We start from the raw sequence: 17,308 nt of genomic DNA on the forward strand, positions 1-17,308 counted from the left end.
CCGGCTACCCTTTTACCCCGGTGGTGGCCACCCCTTCAATGAAGTGGCGCTGACCCACAAAGAACAGCACGATCATCGGCAGCGTGGTGATGACGCTGGCGGTCACAATGAGTTCCCAATGCCAGTTTCCGGCGAAACCGAACTGGTCCACCATGGCCTTGAGGCCGCGCGGGACCGTAAACGTATCGGAATCGCGCAGATAGATCAACGGCCGCATCAGGTCGGTCCAAGCCGCCTGGGCTTCAAAGAGCAGGGTCACGATCAGCGCCGGCTTGCACAAGGGCAGGGCAAAATGGCGGAATAGCTGCCAGTCGTTGGCGCCGTCGGTGCGCGCCGCCTCGAAGATCTGACGGGGAAGCCCCAGGAAGAACTGCCGCAGCAAGAAGATGTAGAACGCGGAGCCGAAGAGGTTCCCTGCCCACAGCGGGGTGAGCGTGCCGACCTGGCCCAGCGCGTTCCATATCAGGAAGGTCGGGATCAAGGTCACGGCACCGGGAAGCATCATGGTGGCAAGCACAAGAAAGAAGAGGGCGTTGCGTCCGCGGAAACGGTAGTACGCGAATCCCCACGCAACCATGGAACTGCTCAGCGTCACGGCTACGGCCGCAAGCACGGTCACCAGTACCGTGTTGCCCATCCAAAGCGCCAACGGCGCGGCATTCCAGATTTCAACGTAGTTTTGCAGTGTGGGGGACCGGGGTATCAGCCGGTTGTCGAAGACCTCCGATTGCGGCTTGAATGAGGCCGAGACCAGCCAAATCAGCGGATAGACGAACACCGCCGTCGCGGCAACCAGCGTGGTCAGCAGTAGTATCCGTGCGGGTAGCCGACGTCTGCCGCGGACAGCCTGCGGCGGTGTGCCGGAGGGAACCGGTGCCACGGGCGCGTCCGGGACTTGCTTCAACGTTGGGATGCTAGCCACCGTCTTCTCCTTCGTAAAAAACGAGTTTGCGGCCCACCACGTACTGAACGGCGGTGATCACCATGATGATGCCGAACAAGAGCCAAGCCATGGCGGAGGCAAAGCCCATGTTGAGGAATTCGAAAGCCTGCCGGAAAAGATAGATGACGTAAAAGAGCGCGGCATCGTTGCTGTAGGTTCCGTTTCCGGCACCGAAATACGCGGTGTAGGCCTCGGTAAAGGACTGCAGGGCAGCAATGGTGTTGACGATGACCAAGAAGAACAACGTCCCGGAGATCATCGGAACAGTGACGGTGATGAACCGGCGCCAGGCTCCGGCGCCGTCCACGAGCGCCGCGTCATACAGGTCGCGCGGCACGTTGTTCAGGGCGGCCAGGAGGATGATGGTCGACCCGCCCAGCGTCCACAGGCTCATCAAGACCAGCCCGGGCTTGATCCAGGTGCTGTCGGTGGTCCAGTCCGGCCCGGGGATTCCGAAAATCCCCAGCACCGCGTTGACAAGTCCGTCATGCCCGTTGAAGAGCAATAGCAATAGGATGCCGACAGCGACCGGTGGAGTCATGTTCGGCAGGTAGAACGCGGTCCGGAAGAAGCCGGTGGCGCGCTGTGCTCGCATAAGCAGCATGGCCAGCATAAGCGAGATGCCCACATGGAGGGGAACGGAAAGCGCCGTATAGAAGAGTGTGTTGCGCAGTGAAAGTACAACACGGGGGTCCTCCGCCAACTCCCTGTAGTTCTCCAGGCCGATGTAGTTCGGGTCGCTGAGCACGTCGTAGTCGGTCAGCGATAGGTAGCCGCTGTAGAGGATCGGCCACAGGGCGAAAACCAGGAAACCCAGGATCCACGGCGAAATGAAAAGCATGGCATTTCGTGTCTGCCGTCTGTTGCGCGAACGCAACGTGTAGGTGCGGGCGGTGGCCACGATGGGACCTCCTAGCCTTCGCTGTCGGCAGAGCCGGCATTCTCCAGCGTCTGCCAAGCCTCATCGAGTGCACGTTGCGCTTCCTCCTGTGCGCGGCCCAGCGATTCGGCGGGAGTCGCCTCGCCATTGAGCACCCGATTCACCGCGTCAAGCCAAGCTTGCTTGAACTGCGCGTCCGCCGGGCTCGCCGGCAACGAGAACGAGGCATCATTTGCCTCGTAGGAAGCGGCAACGGCCTCCTTCCACGGGGAATCCAGGTCTGTGGACGAATCAACATACTTGGTCTTGATTTCCTCGTCGGCCTTCTGGTTGGCGGTGAAGAGCCCGGTGAACGGCTTCCCGTCTTTTTCGCGCTGCGTCGCCCGCGCCTCGGCGGCCGCGAGCCAGGAAGCGGTCTGCGTGATGGTCTTGATGTAACGGCAGGCGGCTTCCGGGTTCTTACCGGCTGCCGGGATGGCCCATGCCGAACCCGAGCCGAAGCTCAGCGGTTGGCCAGTGGTGGTCTTGAACGTAGCAAAAGCCATGGGGGCGTCCGGGGATACGTCGTTGAGAATGTTCACGTACCACTGTTCCATGGGCATCGCCCCCAGCACCGAGGTTGCATACTGGTTTTCCTTCCCGAAGAAGTCGGCCGAATCGCGGAACGCCTTGACCGACCCGAATCCACCCTGGTCAGCATAGATCCCCACTCCGAATTCCAGGGCCTGCACGACCTTGGGGTCATCAAGCTGCGCTGTACGCCCGTCGGCGGAAATGAGGTCGGCACCATTGGCCTTGGCCCACAGGGGAAGGAACTCGGGAAGCTTCGAGTCAAAGCCAATGACGGAGGGCTTGGATCCTTCCTTTTTCATCAGCTTCTTGTTCGCATCTGTCACCGCTTGCCAGTTTGAGCCGTCAACGTCCTCGGTCGCAAGGCCCTCCTGTTCGAGCAGTTCCCGGTTCGCCATCAGGATCTGGACCTGGTTGAATTCCGGGATGCCATAGACCTGGCCGTTGAAGGTTACCTGGGATACGGCCGGTGCGCGGAAATCACCAATAGCAATTGACTCGCCGGAGACGCACTGGTCCAAGGGCATGATGGCCTTGCGTGCGGCAAAAGTGCCTAACTGGTCGCGATTTGCGTAGATCAAATCAGGGGCGTCCCCGGCTGCCACGGCGGAGAGGAACTGCTGGACGTCGAGTTCACCTTCAACAGCCTTGACGGTGGCCGGCTCGATGGCCGCTTCTGCAAGGTCCGCCCGGGTGCGGGCCACCTCATCCGCATCCGCGTTATAGCCCATGATGTTAAGTTCGCCCTCCAGCGGTGCGTCTGCGGTGAACTGGTTTTCACTGGGAGCTGCGGCATCGGGCTGGGACCCCGTGGCACACCCGGTCAGAACCAGGCCAAACGCCATCGCTGCGGCTCCGACTCGCCGTAGGTGTCCGAAGTTCTCCGTCCGGAGAGCCGGTTGACGTGAATCCGAAACTGACATGATCTCTTCTCGTAATGTCATTGGCCAGTGCGCGGTACGGGTGCGGTCTGAAGCCTTTTGTAAAAACATCGATCGCAGAAGTGTCCGCCGCTAATGGATCTCACGGTAGGTGCACGTGCGGGGAGAGTCCATGTTTTCGCACACGGTGCCGGAATACTTCCAGGTTTCCGGGACGGCGAAAAGCCCCGGAACCCCCTGAACGCTCCCGCCAAGGGAGAGCAAGGGTGCTACCGGGGCTCTGTCGATAGGGTCGGCCGAGTCGGGGATTATTCGCCCAGATCGGGATCGATGCCCTCCGTCGTGTCGTCGACGTGCAACTTAACTGCTCCCAGATTGCGGTCGTGGGGTCCTGCGGCGCGGCGTAGCACGATCACGACGAGGATTCCGGTGACTGCCAAGGTGCCAAGGACCGCCAATAGCCGACCATGCCCGTTGTGCTTGCTGCCAGCCTTCCGTTGGGCCTTGCGCAAGGACTCTTCGACGGCTTTCCGGGCACGGCGGGCCGTCTTGCGGTTGCCGGTCACGGTGGCCACGACCTCCTCGGATGCCCGGGCCAGCCCGGCCGGGTCCATCCGGTCCACGGCGTGGCGCACGGAGGCCTCCAACTGGCTGGGATACTCCTGCTTTGCCTTCTCCGCCCAGTGCTTGAGCTGGGTCTGGATCGTTTTCATTTGTTTTTCGAGATCATGCATCGTTGGATCCTCTCTGACTGTTGACATGTGAAAATACGGTCGCCCACAACGGATGCGATTTTGGTCAGGCTTCCCGGCGCTTGGCCGCGGTACTTGCGCGGCTTCGCAACTGGATGATGCGTACCGCCGCGACAATGGCCACGACGACTGCCCCGCCCACGGCCGCAAGCAACATGGACACACCGAGGGCCATCTGCCCCTGGAATCCGAGGAAGTTGACGGTCGCCTGGGTCTGGTTCTGCATCATGAATATCACCAGGAGGATCAGCACCACGATGGCGACGATGGTGAATGTCCAGATAACCCCTGCACGTGTCGTCGCCGTGACGTTCTTGGTTGGCCGATGACGAATGGGTTTCCCGGACACGGAGTCCGGTTCGGCACGTTTCCCCGGGTTTTCAACCATTTGCTTCCCCATTTCTCGGTGCGGAGCCGAATTGAAGGAACTGCGGGAGGATGCCCTGAAGGCCGGGATCATGGGCCCCTGTGGCCAACATATGCGCATCACCACGAAGTGGCAAGGGGATTGCGGTGCTCCCTCAGGAACCGTGTTCTCCGGCATGCTCCACGTGGCGCTGCGCCAGGTTTCGAAGATATCCAGCGAAGCCGGACCCCACTCTTCCCTGCATTCGCCCGGAGGTGATTGCGTGGATTTTTCCGGTGGCCGTGACCCTGGCCCCGTTTTTGCGCAGCCTTTCAACCAACTGGACGTCCTCGGCCACCGGAACCGGATCAAACCCGCCCACCGCGCAATAGGCGGAAGCCCGGAAACCCAGGTTTGCCCCGTGGATGTGGCCATGGCCTTCTCCGCGGTCATGGTCTCGCGACCACAATGCAAAAAATGCCTGGTCAATGTCCGAACTGTCAGGCTCCACGGTGCCGGCGATGACGTCTGACCCGGACTCTGCCAGCTTCACGGCGCGGGTCAACCAGTGCACCGGGACCCGGGTATCGGCATCCGTGCAGGCAATCCAGATGCGTTCGCGCGAATGACGTGCCGGGGTATCAGCTGCCAGGGATTCGAGGGCAAAATCTATTCCGGCTGCACGGGTGGCACCTACCACCCCGCATCCCACCGAGAGCACCGACAGACGCGGGTCGTTGGCAGCAAAGGATGCCGCGAGCGCTGGTGACGAATCCCGGCATTGGTCAAGGACCAACGTCAGCCGGAGCTCGAGCTCGGGCCTGGCACGGTTCAACCGGTCCATGGCCTTGCGCAGACGCAAGAGGCATGCGCCAAGCAATTCCTCCTCGTTGCGTACAGGCACCACAATGAGGATGGCCGAGAGTTTGTCATCCATTGTGCCCGCCTGGCTTTTCGAGGACCTCCAGCACAAAATCTGTTTCCCGGTGCAGCACCTTGGTCTTCAGGCCCAGACCTTGCGCGGCGGCATGCACCTGGGCGCCGTCCATCGGCCAGCCGCGCACCGGATGCAGCCAGTGGCACAGGAGCAGGTGCCCTCCTGCGGAAAGCGCCTCGAGGCAACGCGCGTACAAGAGGTCAAGTTCGTCGGCGGCCAGGAAATATCCGATTTCCGAGACCACGACCAGGTCCTGGGATCCGGGCTTCACATCGGGCCACTCGTGGGGCAGTACCGCGTGCCTGAGCACCACGTGGTTGAAGCCGGCCAGGCGCTCGGCGGCTGATTCCAGGGCAACCCGGCTCGCATCCACGGCCAGCAGGGTGTCGGCACGTTGTGCAAGGTCCCGGCTCAACACCCCGATCGAACAGCCGAGCTCCATGACGGAGCCGTACCGGGACCGGGGAAGCGACGCGAGCGTGATCGCGCGCTTGCGTCGTTCGTAAGCGCTTCCCAAGTAGTCCCATGGATCGGGCCGATGCTCATATAGTCCGTCAAAGGTGGCGGATGCCGTGGCGGAATCCCGAAGTCCTGGGGGAGTGAATCGGAACGTTTCGCCGGAGCGCTGGAAGTGTTGAATGAAGGTTTCCTGAAGCAGCGCAGCGTCCTGCGGTGCATCGGACAGCGGAGCCACTTGTGATCGGTGGGCTGCGGTGGCCCGTGCCTTGGCCCGGATGGTGTCGACATCCAGGTTCAGGGATCTCCAGTACTCCCACTCGGTGTCCCGCTCCGGCGTGGCCCAGTGCCAGTACCAGATCGGGTATTCCAGCAAGCCGAGGCCAAGCTCCTCGGCAATGTGTGCGGCCATGGTACCGAGCGCGTCGTGGTCGGTATGGCCGTCGTGGCGGTACGGAGCCACCAGCATGACTCGGCCGTTTGCCGTGGCCTTCCTGATGGCTGATTCGACGTCCGGTTGGTGTTGAGCCAGCTGGCCGTCCGGCAGGCCCAGGGTTTCGAAGGTGAGGGTGCCGGCGCCGGGGGAGTGGGGAGTGAGCTCCCCGAGTGCCCGGGCCAGTTCGTCGACCCTGATGCCGGCGAGGCGTTCGGGCGAGTGGGTGGGCGAATCGGGATGGGAGGCCTCGCCGGCGGTGGCCACGATCACGTGGACCGCTGTTCCGGCGCGCAACGCCTGGTGGATCAGGCCTGCTGCGCCGAGGGTTTCGTCGTCCGGGTGCGCGGAGAGCACCACCAGTGGGCGTGACACCCCGGCAACGTCGTCCAAGACCAGTGCGGGCAACTTCGTCACGCCGGCTTCCATCCAGAGGGTTTCTTTGGTGCCCGGGTCCAGATGGGTGAAGCTCACCATGGGCGAGCACCACCTTCGGCCGCTTGGGGGGCCTTCAACAGCAGCCCACCCAGTGCTGCGTCATCGCGGGAGGCGTGGTGTTGCCGGACATAGATTCCAAGATCGGCGACCCTTCGGGCGTGCTGGTGGTCAAAGCCCAGGGGACCGGGTCCCATGGCCTGTCCGGCAATGGCGATGATCCGTTCGCACAGCCCCGCCACCTGTCCACGCACCCGCTGGGCGGAAACTTCGTCTAGGCTTCCCTGGTCGGCCTCCTGCGCCGCGCGGTGAAGCATGGCGGCCCCGGAGGCCAGCATTCGGTCGGCTTCGCCAAGCCAAGCCAGGGCCAATTGGTCGGGTTCGCGAGACTGGGCGGAGCGGAAGAGGTCGCGGAAGATCCCGACTGCGCCGCCGAACCAGCAGGCGGCGACTCCGACGCCCCCGACGGCGAATCCAGGCCGGTCCAGGTACCAATCGGTGGGACCAATGGGAAAGGCGCGGGCACCGTCAAATTGCACTGCCTCGCTGTGGATCTTGTTCAGGCCGTAACTGGCCCAGTGACCATGGTGCGCGATCACGCCAGGCTGCTTCAGATCCACCATGAAGGCTCGGCGCCCGCCGGGGACATGGGCCGTGACGACGGCACGGTCCAGTGTCGCGGCCAGGGAGCACCATGGCTTTTGTCCTTCCAGAACCCAGGGGCCTGACGGTTGTGCCGGGGCGGCGGCAACAAGCTTGGGCCGGCCCTCGGCGGCAAAGACTCCCCAGGTGCTTCCGGTAGTCCAGGGGAGTCCCGCCTGCGCGAGGATTGCCGCGGCGTCCAGATGCGGCTCAACCGTTCGGGCGGCCGCGAGGTCGACGCTGGCCAGCGTGGCCAGGAACTCCCACAGGGCGACAGTTCGCCCTTGGCCCGGAGTGGGTGGCGACTCCGGGCAGGAGGCCAGTAGCCCGAGCATTGGCTCCGGATCGCCGGCGCACGTGCGCGCGGCATTGATGAGAGCAGGTGCCAGATTCCATTCCAAGTGCGAAGCCATGGCCGGTGTTGAGAAGGAGACGGCAACCGCAGATGCCTTCGGGCCCTTTGCTGCCCGGGACCGCTGTGCCGGTATTTCATGGTCGCTTCGTTGGCGTTCGGAAAGGCGTTGTTCAGCCAACGTTGTCATTCCCCTTCGGTGGCGGATTCGTCATGTGGGGTGCCCACAGGCTTGGACTCAGCCGAACCGCGCTGTCGCAGGTAGATGGAGAGGGAAACCATGCTTCCGACTGCGAGGAATTCGGATTGCCAGTTCTGCAGCGTCCGGTCCCAGAAATCGGCGCTTGTGGCGTATTCGATCCATTTGACTTCCGGCTGCCCATGGGACACCTGGTCAGCGTTGAAAACCACGGTTCCGGCGACTGACTGCAGCCACCATGAAAGCAGGAAGACCGTTCCCATGACCAAGAGCAGGGAATTGGAGTAGACGTGTCGCCGCCAGCCGTTGTCCTTTGCCCACTTGGGGGAATTGGGTTTGGCGAAACGGCCCACCATTTGGTTCTCGTCGCTGTCAAGTCCCTCATCGCCTGGCTTTTTGGATTCCGGGGATCCGCGCTGGACAAGCCACACGGTCGCCAGTATGAAGAGGAAAAACTGCAGGTACTCCGATTGCCAGTTTTCCGCGACGTCAACGACGAAATTGCTTGAGGTGACGAAGTCCCAGTACCCAACGGGGGAAGACCCATGAAGTGTTTGGTCGTCGTTGTACACCGCAAGCCCCGCAAGAGACTGACCTATGAGGGCGCCGATGAAAAGAATAGCGAAACCGATCCCGAGGGCTTGGTTTCTGATTGCCTTTGACACCAAATATCACCTCCCGGAAAAACTGACGATGGCCATCAATGTCAGCCCGCTAAGAATCATTCCAAGCCACAACGTAAATTGAGTCTTCATGACGCGAGCGTATGGCTTCTGGCGATCTGCGTAAAGGGAACAGCGCCCCGGCGTGGCGAACGCGGGCTTCGGCGAAGTCGGCTGAAATGACCGCCCCGGCGGGGAATCGTGGGATATCCCCAGCGGCAGAATGCCATCGCGGGGCCTTGGACTTGGCGCAGGGACTCGGGATCATGAGGAAGGGGTTGCCCCGGCATTGGCCGAGGCAACCCCAATGTGCAGCGGTTAGGCTCTTTTGCGCGTCAGAAGGCCCCAAATGATCAGGACAAGCAACGCTCCGCCGATGGCCAGCAACCAAGTGGAGAGGGACCAGAATTCGTTGATCCCAACACCGAAGATTGCCGAACCGATCCAGCCGCCAAGAACGGCGCCGACGATTCCAAGAAGCAAGGTGGTGAGCCAGCCGCCACCTTGGTCACCCGGTTTAATTGCCTTTGCAATGGCTCCGGCAATCAGCCCTAGAACTATCCAACCAATGAAACCCATAACTTTTCTCCTTTTCGGATGAAGGTCCAGTTTCAGCATCATTTTGGCGATGCACTCTTTGACCCTACAACGAGGAAAGTACAGATAGGAAGCTAAATGCAACCCATGAAAATCGGAATCCCCGGATCGGTCGACGACTGATCCGGGCACCGGGCACCAGCGTGGATCCAGCCATGCTTCTTTCTTCCGGGGCACCGCTCCCCAAGCAATTCCAAGACCGGCTGGATGCCGTTTGCATAATCCACGCGCAACGAAATTTCTTCAGTAATTGTCTAATTGCTCCGAAAATTACCCCAAGCAATTCCTCGTCTGTCCTGTGTTTTGCGCGGACTAGCCGTCCCGCGAGACTCGGTGGTGGTTGGGTAAGCAGGTAGGCGGCACACTCGCCAAAGCTGCCCAACCTGTCGGAAACGTTGCGCGCACCAAGTGCCCGGCCTACGGTAGACGCAAGGTCCAAAACCCCGGAACCACCGAGGACGGGAGTGCCAGTGCAAGAATTTCCGCCGCTTTCCGAGCGAACAGCCCTGCTCATCGTTGACATGCAGAACGCCTTCTTCGAAGACCCTTTGCTGGTCCGGCATCGCGAGTCCTTGGTGCGAAATTGCAACGAACTCTCACGGCTCGCGCGTTCGACGGGGATGCCCATCTTCAATATCAGGACCGAACATGCGCGGGACAAAAGCACCTGGACACTGAGCATGCTCGATGACGACCAGGGTTTTTTGTTTGAGGGCAGTGAACAGGCGCAAAACCTGAAGGGACTTGATGTCGAAGATTCCCAGGAGATCCTCAAGCGACGAGACAGCGCCTTTTGGCGGACCGACCTGAGTGAGCAACTGGGACGGCGTGGAGTGGAGTACGTCATTGTGACTGGCGTCTCGTCCCATACCTGTATTGCTTCGACCGCGGCGGATGCCTATGCCGACGATCTTCGCGTCTGGTTGGTTTCCGATGCCATTGCCTCATCCGATCCCGATTTTGAAAAATCCACCTTGGGGCTGCTTCAAGCCGAGTACCGCCAACACATCATCACCACCGAATCCCTACTTGCTGCCCATGAGGGGCATCTGGCCAAGCAAGTCCAGGGGCATGGCACCAAGTAGTCGAATCATTGGAAGCACTGAACAGGAACGGAGCATGACATGAGCACCCAGCCGGGACAACCCAGCAAGAAGTCCTTCTTCCAAAGGAGGGGAGCTCCGCTTATGGTCACCGGTGTCCTCTTGGTGATTGTCTTTGGATTGTTCATCATCGCGGGCAAGCAACCTGGCGAGGGCCTTAACACCCCCATGTGGATTGGCGTCCTCATTGGTCTGGGGATGGCCGGGTACGGCCTATACCGGGCGTTGAAGGGACCCGGCATGCTCGACAACCCCAGGGGCGGGACAACCAACGAACCCATGTAACCCGGCCTCACAGCCACGGGCCCGCGGCAGGCCCTGTGGCCTTTCGTATCAGGAATCAGCCATTAGCCAGCACGAGGAGTTCACCATGTCTTTGAATACCCCCGAACGCGAACCGGGCCGCGATGAAGAAGCAGAAGGAAACCCCATGGACGGCCGGGACGGACAGCCTGTGCAGGAAGGCTCCTCCGACGATCCGCGAACCCTCGACACCATGGACCCGCTGCGCGATGAACATCGCGCAGCGGACGCCTTGAACGGCAACGAGGCGCGTGCCCAAGATGCGCTTCCGTTGACTGAGGAGGACCGGGCGGCGGCGCAGGAAGACCTGGAAACTCCTGCTGGTGCACGGGTTGAGGAACCCACCGATGCCGCAGGACAGGAAGCCGGAGGTCTTGACGCCCTTGGCCGGCCCCTGCCGCCGGATGCCCCGGAGGGGGAACAGTTCTAACGAGGCGATTAACGGGTCCCTTGAGTTCCGGGCCGCGGGCCGGACCTACGGAGTGATCGCAGGATCGAGACTGTCCATGAACGCATTCATGAATTCAGCGAATTCTTGCGCGTCGTCGTCCTGGGCCAGGATGCCGGAAGTCGGCTGTCGCGTGCCTTCGTGCCCGACCGCGGGGATATTCAGGGACAGCCGGGCCGGGACATTGAAGCGGTAGACGCGTCCGGTGCTGGTGCCGACCTCGTAGCCGCCGTCGAGGACCAATGCCACGTGGGAGACGTTGGTGTTGTTGACCGATATCGCGCGCTCGGTAGGCTGCAGGTTTTCGGGATTCAGCGGGCAAAGAATGAGTTCGGCCGGCTCGCGGCGGAAGCCGATCACCTTCAGTCCCGCGGATCCGGAGCTGCCCACGGCAGCCACCAGGTTGTAGCTGCCGAAGTTGGGGATCTGGGTGTCGAAAGCCTCGTGCAAGAGCTGCTTGAGGACGTCGTCGGATCCAACATTGAGTGTCTCCATGTCTTCCACCCTATCCAATGGAGGTTTCGAACACATGTCCCGTATCCGCACGGCGAATTATGTCGGTGCACCGTCACGGGTTCGGCCTTGGTGCCTCTCAGCCATACAATCAAGGGCATGAGCCAGGACACTGCCCCAGATATCAAGCCTCGCAGCCGCGTCGTGACCGACGGCATCCATGCAGCACCGGCCCGTGGCATGTTCCGCGCCGTCGGCATGGGGGATGACGATTTCGCCAAGCCGCAGATCGGCGTCGCGAGCTCGTGGAACGAAATCACGCCCTGCAACCTTTCGCTGAACCGCTTGGCCGCCGGCGCCAAGGAGGGCGTCCACGCCGGTGGCGGATTCCCGATGCAGTTCGGCACCATCTCCGTGTCCGACGGCATTTCCATGGGCCACGAGGGCATGCACTTCTCGCTGGTTTCCCGCGAGGTCATCGCCGACTCCGTCGAGGTTGTCATGCAGGCCGAGCGCATCGACGGCTCGGTGCTGCTGGCCGGTTGCGACAAGTCCCTTCCCGGCATGCTCATGGCAGCGGCCCGCCTGGACCTGGCCTCGGTGTTCCTCTATGCCGGATCGATCATGCCCGGCTGGGTCAAGCTGGAAGACGGATCCGAAAAGGAAGTCACACTGATTGACGCCTTCGAAGCCGTGGGTGCCTGCGCCGCCGGCAAGATGAGCCTCGAGGACCTCACCCGCATCGAAAAGGCGATCTGCCCCGGCGAAGGTGCCTGTGGCGGCATGTACACCGCCAACACCATGGCCTGCATCGGCGAAGCCCTGGGCATGAGCCTTCCGGGCTCCGCCGCCCCGCCCTCGGCTGACCGCCGCCGCGATGCTTTCGCCCGCGCCTCCGGCGAGGCCGTGGTGAACCTGCTGCGCAAGGGCATCACCGCCCGCGACATCATGACCAAGAAAGCCTTCGAGAACGCGATCGCCGTGACCATGGCCTTCGGCGGTTCCACGAACGCCGTGCTGCATCTGCTGGCCATCGCCCGCGAGGCCGAGGTGGACTTGACCCTGGCTGACTTCAACCGCATCGGCGACAAGATCCCGCACCTGGGAGACCTGAAGCCCTTCGGCCGCTACGTCATGACCGACGTGGACAAGATCGGTGGCGTGCCGGTGATCATGAAGGCCCTGCTGGACGCCGGCCTGCTGCACGGGGACTGCCTGACCGTCACCGGCAAGACCGTTGCCGAGAACCTCGAGGCGATCAACCCGCCGGATGTCGACGGCAAGATCCTGCGCGCGCTGGACAACCCCATCCACAAGACCGGTGGCATCACCGTGCTGCACGGCACCATGGCACCCGAGGGGGCCGTCGTGAAGTCAGCTGGCTTCGACGCCGACGTCTTCGAGGGCACCGCACGGGTCTTCGACCGCGAGCAGGGCGCCCTGGCTGCGCTTGATGCCGGCGAGATCCACGCCGGCGACGTCGTGGTCATCCGCTACGAAGGCCCCAAGGGCGGCCCCGGCATGCGCGAGATGCTTGCCATCACCGGAGCCATCAAGGGCGCCGGCCTGGGCAAGGACGTCCTGCTGCTCACTGACGGCCGCTTCTCCGGCGGCACCACCGGCCTGTGCATCGGCCACGTGGCACCCGAGGCCGTTGACGGCGGCCCGATCGCGTTCGTCAAGGACGGCGACAAGATCCGCGTCGACATCGCCGCTCGCTCCTTCGACCTGTTGGTCGAGCCGACGGAGCTCGAGGAGCGCAAGGTCGGCTGGGAGCCGCTTCCGGCCAAGTTCACCACCGGTGTGCTGGCCAAGTACGCCAAGTTGGTCAAGTCCGCTTCGACCGGGGCATACTGTGGCTAGGAAATAGCATGAACCGAAGGGCGGACGCCACCAAAGCGTCCACCCTTCGGACAACAGTCTCAAATAGTGAGATTGTGGGCGTGGGCGTTTGACTCTGGCTTTGGCGGCGACCAAACTGGACACATGCATATCCGCACCGAAGTACTACTAGTTATCAAGCGCTGAGCTTGGGCCCCTCCGGAACATGGAGGGCTTCGGTGACGCGCAAACCCCATTCGCCGCAAGGTGCCTTTGGGGTTTTTTTATGTGCAGGGTTAGAAGAGATAGAGAAGGATATATCCCCATGAGTAACGGAACCACCGCCAGCCCCTCGCTGCCGGCCAAACCCGCCAACCGTAGCAAGGATGCCGCTGTCTCTTCCGTCGTGGAAGCATCGAGTCTGGTACAGGGCCCGAACAACATCATTGCTCCCACCGAGATGCTTGGCTCACAAGCCATTGTTCGCTCACTGGAAGAATTGGGCGTCAAGGACGTCTTTGGGTTGCCGGGCGGGGCCATCATGCCCACCTACGACTCGCTCATGGACTCGACCAAGATCAACCACATCCTGGTCCGCCACGAACAGGGCTCGGGCCACGCGGCCCAGGGCTACGCCATGGTCACCGGCGAAGTCGGGGTGTGCATCGCCACCTCCGGCCCCGGGGCCACCAACCTGGTCACCGCCATTGCCGACGCGCACATGGACTCGGTCCCCATGGTTGCCATCACCGGCCAGGTACACAGCGCCTTCATCGGCTCCGACGCCTTCCAGGAAGCCGACATCGTGGGCATCACCATGCCCATCACCAAGCACTCCTTCCTGGTCACCAAGGCCGAGGACATCCCGCGGATCCTGGCCTCCGCCTTCCACATCGCCGCCACGGGCCGTCCCGGCCCCGTGCTGGTGGACATCACCAAGGACGCCCAGCAGTCCAAGGCGATGTTCTCCTGGCCGCCGAAGATCGACCTGCCCGGCTACAAGACCGTGGTGCGCGGGCACAACAAGCAGGTCCGCGAGGCGGCCAAGCTCATTGCCGCCTCCTCCCGCCCGGTGTTCTACGTCGGCGGCGGCGTGATCAAGGGACACGCCTCGGCGGAGCTCAAGGAATTTGCCGAGCTGGTCGGCGCCCCGGTGGTCACCACCCTGCAGGCCCGCGGAGCCTTCCCGGATTCCCACGAGCTGCATGTGGGCATGCCCGGCATGCACGGCTCGGTTTCCGCGGTCACCGCGCTGCAGCAGTCGGACCTCTTGATCACCCTGGGCGCCCGCTTCGATGACCGCGTCACCGGGGTGCTGCACACCTTTGCCCCCAATGCCAAGGTCATCCACGCTGACATCGACCCGGCGGAGATCTCCAAGAACCGCACCGCGGACATCCCGATCGTCGGTTCGGTCAAGGAAATCATCCCGGAGCTCACCGAGGCCTGCCGCACGCTCTTCGCCGATGCCGGCGCCCCGGACCTGTCGGTCTGGTGGAACACCATCGGCCGGCTGCGCGAGACCTACCCGATCGGCTTCACCGAAACCAACGACGGTCTCTCGGCGCCGCAGAACGTGATCCAGCGCATCGGCGAACTGACCGGCCCGGAGGCCGTGTACGTCGCGGGCGTGGGACAGCACCAGATGTGGGCGGCGCAGTTCATCAAGTACGAGCGCCCACATTCCTGGCTGAACTCGGGGGGCCTGGGCACCATGGGCTACTCCGTTCCGGCGGCCATGGGTGCGAAGGTCGGCAACCCCGACCGCGTGGTCTGGGCCATTGACGGCGACGGCTGCTTCCAGATGACCAACCAGGAACTGGCGACCTGCGTCATCAACAACATCCCGATCAAGGTTGCGATCATCAACAACTCGTCGCTGGGCATGGTCCGCCAGTGGCAGACCCTGTTCTACGATTCCCGCTACTCCAACACCGACCTGAACACCGGCCACGGCACCGCGCGAGTCCCGGACTTCGTCAAGCTCGCCGACGCCTATGGTTGCGTGGGGCTGCGATGCGAACGCGACGAGGACATCGACGCGACCATCAAGCAGGCATTGGAAATCAATGACCGCCCGGTGATCATCGACTTCGTGGTCTCCCGCGATTCCATGGTCTGGCCCATGGTGCCCTCCGGCGTGAGCAACGACCAGATCCAGATTGCTCGCGGCATGACGCCCGAGTGGGAAGAAGAGGACTAGAAACCCATGGCACGTCACACTCTTTCCGTGCTCGTCGAGGATGTACCGGGCGTATTGACCCGCGTGGCAAGTCTTTTTGCCCGCCGCGCGTTCAACATCCACTCGCTGGCAGTGGGCCCCACGGAGATCAAGGGAATTTCCCGGATCACCGTGGTCGTCGACGCCGAAGGCGACCTGCTCGAGCAGGTCACCAAGCAACTCAACAAACTCATCAACGTCATCAAGATCGTTGAGCTGATGCCCGAGGCTTCGGTGCAGCGTGACCATATCCTGGTCAAGGTGCGAGCCGATGCGGCCACCCGACTGCAGGTTACCCAGGCCGCAGACCTCTTCCGTGCCTCCGTGGTGGACGTGTCCACCGATTCACTCATCATTGAGGCCACCGGCAACGCCGAAAAGATCAACGCACTGCTCGCTGTGCTTGAACCGTTCGGCATCCGCGAGATCGTCCAGGCGGGCACCCTTGCCGTCGGACGCGGCTCCAAATCGATGTCGGACCGCGCCCTGCGTTCCGTCTCTGCCTAAAACGCAATAATCTTCACACTGATACCAAGGAGAAACCACAGTGACTGAAATGTTCTACGACGATGATGCAGACCTTTCGATCATCCAGGGACGCACCGTCGCCATCATCGGCTATGGTTCCCAGGGCCACGCCCACGCACTGAACCTCCGCGACTCCGGCGTTGACGTCCGCGTCGGCCTGAAGGCCGGCTCCAAGTCGATCGCCAAGGCCGAGGCCGAGGGCCTGCGCGTGGTCTCCGTTGCCGAGGCAGCAGCCGAAGCCGACGTCATCATGATCCTCACCCCGGACCAGGTCCAGCGCTTCGTCTACGCCGAGGAAATCGCACCGAACCTGCAGGCCGGCAACGCCCTGTTCTTCGGCCACGGCTTCAACATCCGCTACGGCTACATCGCCCCGCCGGCTGACGTCGACGTTGCCCTGGTTGCCCCGAAGGCACCGGGACACACCGTGCGCCGCGAGTTCGAAGCCGGCCGTGGCATCCCGGACCTGATCGCCGTCGAGCAGGACTTCACCGGCGGCGCCAAGGAACTGGCACTGTCCTACGCCAAGGCCATCGGCGGCACCCGCGCCGGCGTCATCGAGACCACCTTCACCGAAGAGACCGAGACCGACCTCTTCGGCGAGCAGGCTGTCCTCTGCGGTGGCGCATCGCAGCTGGTCCAGTACGGCTTCGAGACCCTGACCGAAGCCGGCTACAAGCCGGAAATCGCCTACTTCGAGGTCCTGCACGAGCTCAAGCTCATTGTTGACTTGATGTGGGAGGGTGGCATTGCCAAGCAGCGCTGGAGCGTTTCCGACACCGCCGAGTACGGCGACTACGTTTCGGGCCCGCGCGTGATCACCCCGGAGGTCAAGGAGAACATGAAGGCAGTTCTCGCCGACATCCAGAACGGTGCCTTCGCCAAGCGTTTCATCGAAGACCAGGAAGCCGGAGCACCGGAGTTCCTGGAACTGCGCGCCAAGGGCGAGGCCCACCCGATCGAGGCCACCGGCCGCGAACTGCGTAACCTCTTCTCCTGGAAGACCACCGATGACTACACCGAAGGTTCCGTCGCCCGCTAAGGCACGCTGAATCACTCGGTGACCGCGGCCTCGAGCCGCTGGCTGTCGACATGACGATGCCCGTCCCGACGTTTGTCGGGGCGGGCATTGTCGTTGATGGAAGGCTGCTTCACGAAGGAGGATCCCTACGAGGGCACGGCCGGTACCGGACCATGATGCTGCTCTTTCCTCCTGTGTGCCTGCCGAATCGTTGTGGCGCCTGCAACGTCCATGGTAGGCAGGAGATGGCACGGACTGTTGAAGGAACGATCCTGCCTGCACCACCGGGGAAGCCGGCGTCCAGGAGTGAATCGACACGCAAGGA

At 62.6% G+C, this 17,308-nt stretch carries 18 protein-coding genes; 7 read left to right on the forward strand and 11 right to left on the reverse strand.

Annotation, left to right across the window (positions count from 1 at the left end; all coding sequences use genetic code 11):
• Positions 1-4: 4 nt before the first annotated feature.
• From OIU93_RS07130 to OIU93_RS07175, 10 genes are all read right to left on the reverse strand, one after another.
• Positions 5-922 (reverse strand): carbohydrate ABC transporter permease, encoded by a 918-nt coding sequence (locus OIU93_RS07130; RefSeq protein WP_264269389.1) that lies wholly within the window; start codon positions 920-922, stop codon positions 5-7.
• Positions 915-1,784, reverse strand: a complete 870-nt coding sequence (locus OIU93_RS07135; protein WP_264269441.1) for a carbohydrate ABC transporter permease — start codon at positions 1,782-1,784, stop codon at positions 915-917. The genes OIU93_RS07130 and OIU93_RS07135 overlap by 8 nt, the downstream gene beginning before the upstream one ends.
• Positions 1,785-1,855: 71 nt before the next feature.
• Positions 1,856-3,238, reverse strand: a complete 1,383-nt coding sequence (locus OIU93_RS07140; RefSeq protein WP_264269390.1) for an extracellular solute-binding protein — start codon at positions 3,236-3,238, stop codon at positions 1,856-1,858.
• Between the two features lie 344 nt (positions 3,239-3,582).
• Positions 3,583-3,987 (reverse strand): hypothetical protein, encoded by a 405-nt coding sequence (locus OIU93_RS07145; RefSeq protein ID WP_264269391.1) that lies wholly within the window; start codon positions 3,985-3,987, stop codon positions 3,583-3,585.
• 85 nt (positions 3,988-4,072) lie between these two features.
• Positions 4,073-4,414, reverse strand: a complete 342-nt coding sequence (locus tag OIU93_RS07150; RefSeq protein ID WP_264269392.1) for a lipopolysaccharide assembly protein LapA domain-containing protein — start codon at positions 4,412-4,414, stop codon at positions 4,073-4,075.
• Positions 4,415-4,547: 133 nt separating this feature from the next.
• Complete coding sequence (locus OIU93_RS07155) at positions 4,548-5,309, reverse strand: glycosyltransferase family 2 protein (RefSeq protein ID WP_264269393.1); 762 nt, start codon at positions 5,307-5,309, stop codon at positions 4,548-4,550.
• Positions 5,302-6,675 (reverse strand): PIG-L family deacetylase, encoded by a 1,374-nt coding sequence (locus OIU93_RS07160; RefSeq protein ID WP_264269394.1) that lies wholly within the window; start codon positions 6,673-6,675, stop codon positions 5,302-5,304. The genes OIU93_RS07155 and OIU93_RS07160 overlap by 8 nt, the downstream gene beginning before the upstream one ends.
• A complete protein-coding gene (locus OIU93_RS07165) occupies positions 6,669-7,688 on the reverse strand; it encodes an acyl-CoA dehydrogenase (RefSeq protein ID WP_264269395.1) in 1,020 nt (339 codons plus the stop codon). The genes OIU93_RS07160 and OIU93_RS07165 overlap by 7 nt, the downstream gene beginning before the upstream one ends.
• 125 nt (positions 7,689-7,813) lie before the next feature.
• Positions 7,814-8,491 carry a DUF6766 family protein gene (locus OIU93_RS07170; RefSeq protein WP_264269396.1) on the reverse strand — a complete coding sequence of 226 codons (678 nt, stop codon included), beginning with the start codon at positions 8,489-8,491 and terminating at the stop codon, positions 7,814-7,816.
• A 315-nt stretch (positions 8,492-8,806) separates the two neighbouring features.
• Positions 8,807-9,067 carry a GlsB/YeaQ/YmgE family stress response membrane protein gene (locus OIU93_RS07175; RefSeq protein ID WP_264269442.1) on the reverse strand — a complete coding sequence of 87 codons (261 nt, stop codon included), beginning with the start codon at positions 9,065-9,067 and terminating at the stop codon, positions 8,807-8,809.
• A 488-nt stretch (positions 9,068-9,555) separates the two neighbouring features.
• On the opposite strand from OIU93_RS07175, the gene OIU93_RS07180 reads away from it, so the two are divergent.
• From OIU93_RS07180 to OIU93_RS07190, 3 genes are all read left to right on the forward strand, one after another.
• Positions 9,556-10,170: a cysteine hydrolase family protein gene (locus OIU93_RS07180; RefSeq protein WP_264269397.1), complete on the forward strand. Its 615-nt coding sequence runs from the start codon at positions 9,556-9,558 to the stop codon at positions 10,168-10,170.
• A gap of 39 nt (positions 10,171-10,209) precedes the next feature.
• Complete coding sequence (locus OIU93_RS07185; protein ID WP_264269398.1) at positions 10,210-10,473, forward strand: hypothetical protein; 264 nt, start codon at positions 10,210-10,212, stop codon at positions 10,471-10,473.
• Between the two features lie 85 nt (positions 10,474-10,558).
• Positions 10,559-10,921: a hypothetical protein gene (locus OIU93_RS07190; RefSeq protein ID WP_264269399.1), complete on the forward strand. Its 363-nt coding sequence runs from the start codon at positions 10,559-10,561 to the stop codon at positions 10,919-10,921.
• Between the two features lie 45 nt (positions 10,922-10,966).
• Here OIU93_RS07190 and OIU93_RS07195 read toward each other — a convergent pair whose 3' ends face one another.
• The gene (locus OIU93_RS07195) at positions 10,967-11,434 is read right to left on the reverse strand and encodes a hypothetical protein (protein ID WP_264269400.1); all 468 of its coding nucleotides are present in this window, start codon (positions 11,432-11,434) and stop codon (positions 10,967-10,969) included.
• A 117-nt stretch (positions 11,435-11,551) separates the two neighbouring features.
• On the opposite strand from OIU93_RS07195, the gene ilvD reads away from it, so the two are divergent.
• The 4 genes from ilvD (at position 11,552) to ilvC (ending at position 17,004) form a co-directional block, all read left to right on the forward strand.
• Positions 11,552-13,255, forward strand: coding sequence for a dihydroxy-acid dehydratase (gene ilvD, locus OIU93_RS07200; protein ID WP_264269401.1), 1,704 nt, complete (start codon positions 11,552-11,554; stop codon positions 13,253-13,255).
• 283 nt (positions 13,256-13,538) lie between these two features.
• On the forward strand, positions 13,539-15,416 hold the full coding sequence (locus tag OIU93_RS07205) for an acetolactate synthase large subunit (protein WP_264269402.1): 1,878 nt from the start codon (positions 13,539-13,541) through the stop codon (positions 15,414-15,416).
• Positions 15,417-15,422: 6 nt separating this feature from the next.
• Complete coding sequence (gene ilvN, locus OIU93_RS07210; protein WP_264269403.1) at positions 15,423-15,941, forward strand: acetolactate synthase small subunit; 519 nt, start codon at positions 15,423-15,425, stop codon at positions 15,939-15,941.
• 40 nt (positions 15,942-15,981) lie between these two features.
• Positions 15,982-17,004, forward strand: coding sequence for a ketol-acid reductoisomerase (ilvC, locus tag OIU93_RS07215; RefSeq protein ID WP_264269404.1), 1,023 nt, complete (start codon positions 15,982-15,984; stop codon positions 17,002-17,004).
• Positions 17,005-17,308 lie beyond the last annotated feature (304 nt).

The organism is Paeniglutamicibacter sp. ZC-3 (assembly GCF_025847175.2).
In the GTDB taxonomy this organism is placed as follows: domain Bacteria; phylum Actinomycetota; class Actinomycetes; order Actinomycetales; family Micrococcaceae; genus Paeniglutamicibacter; species Paeniglutamicibacter sulfureus.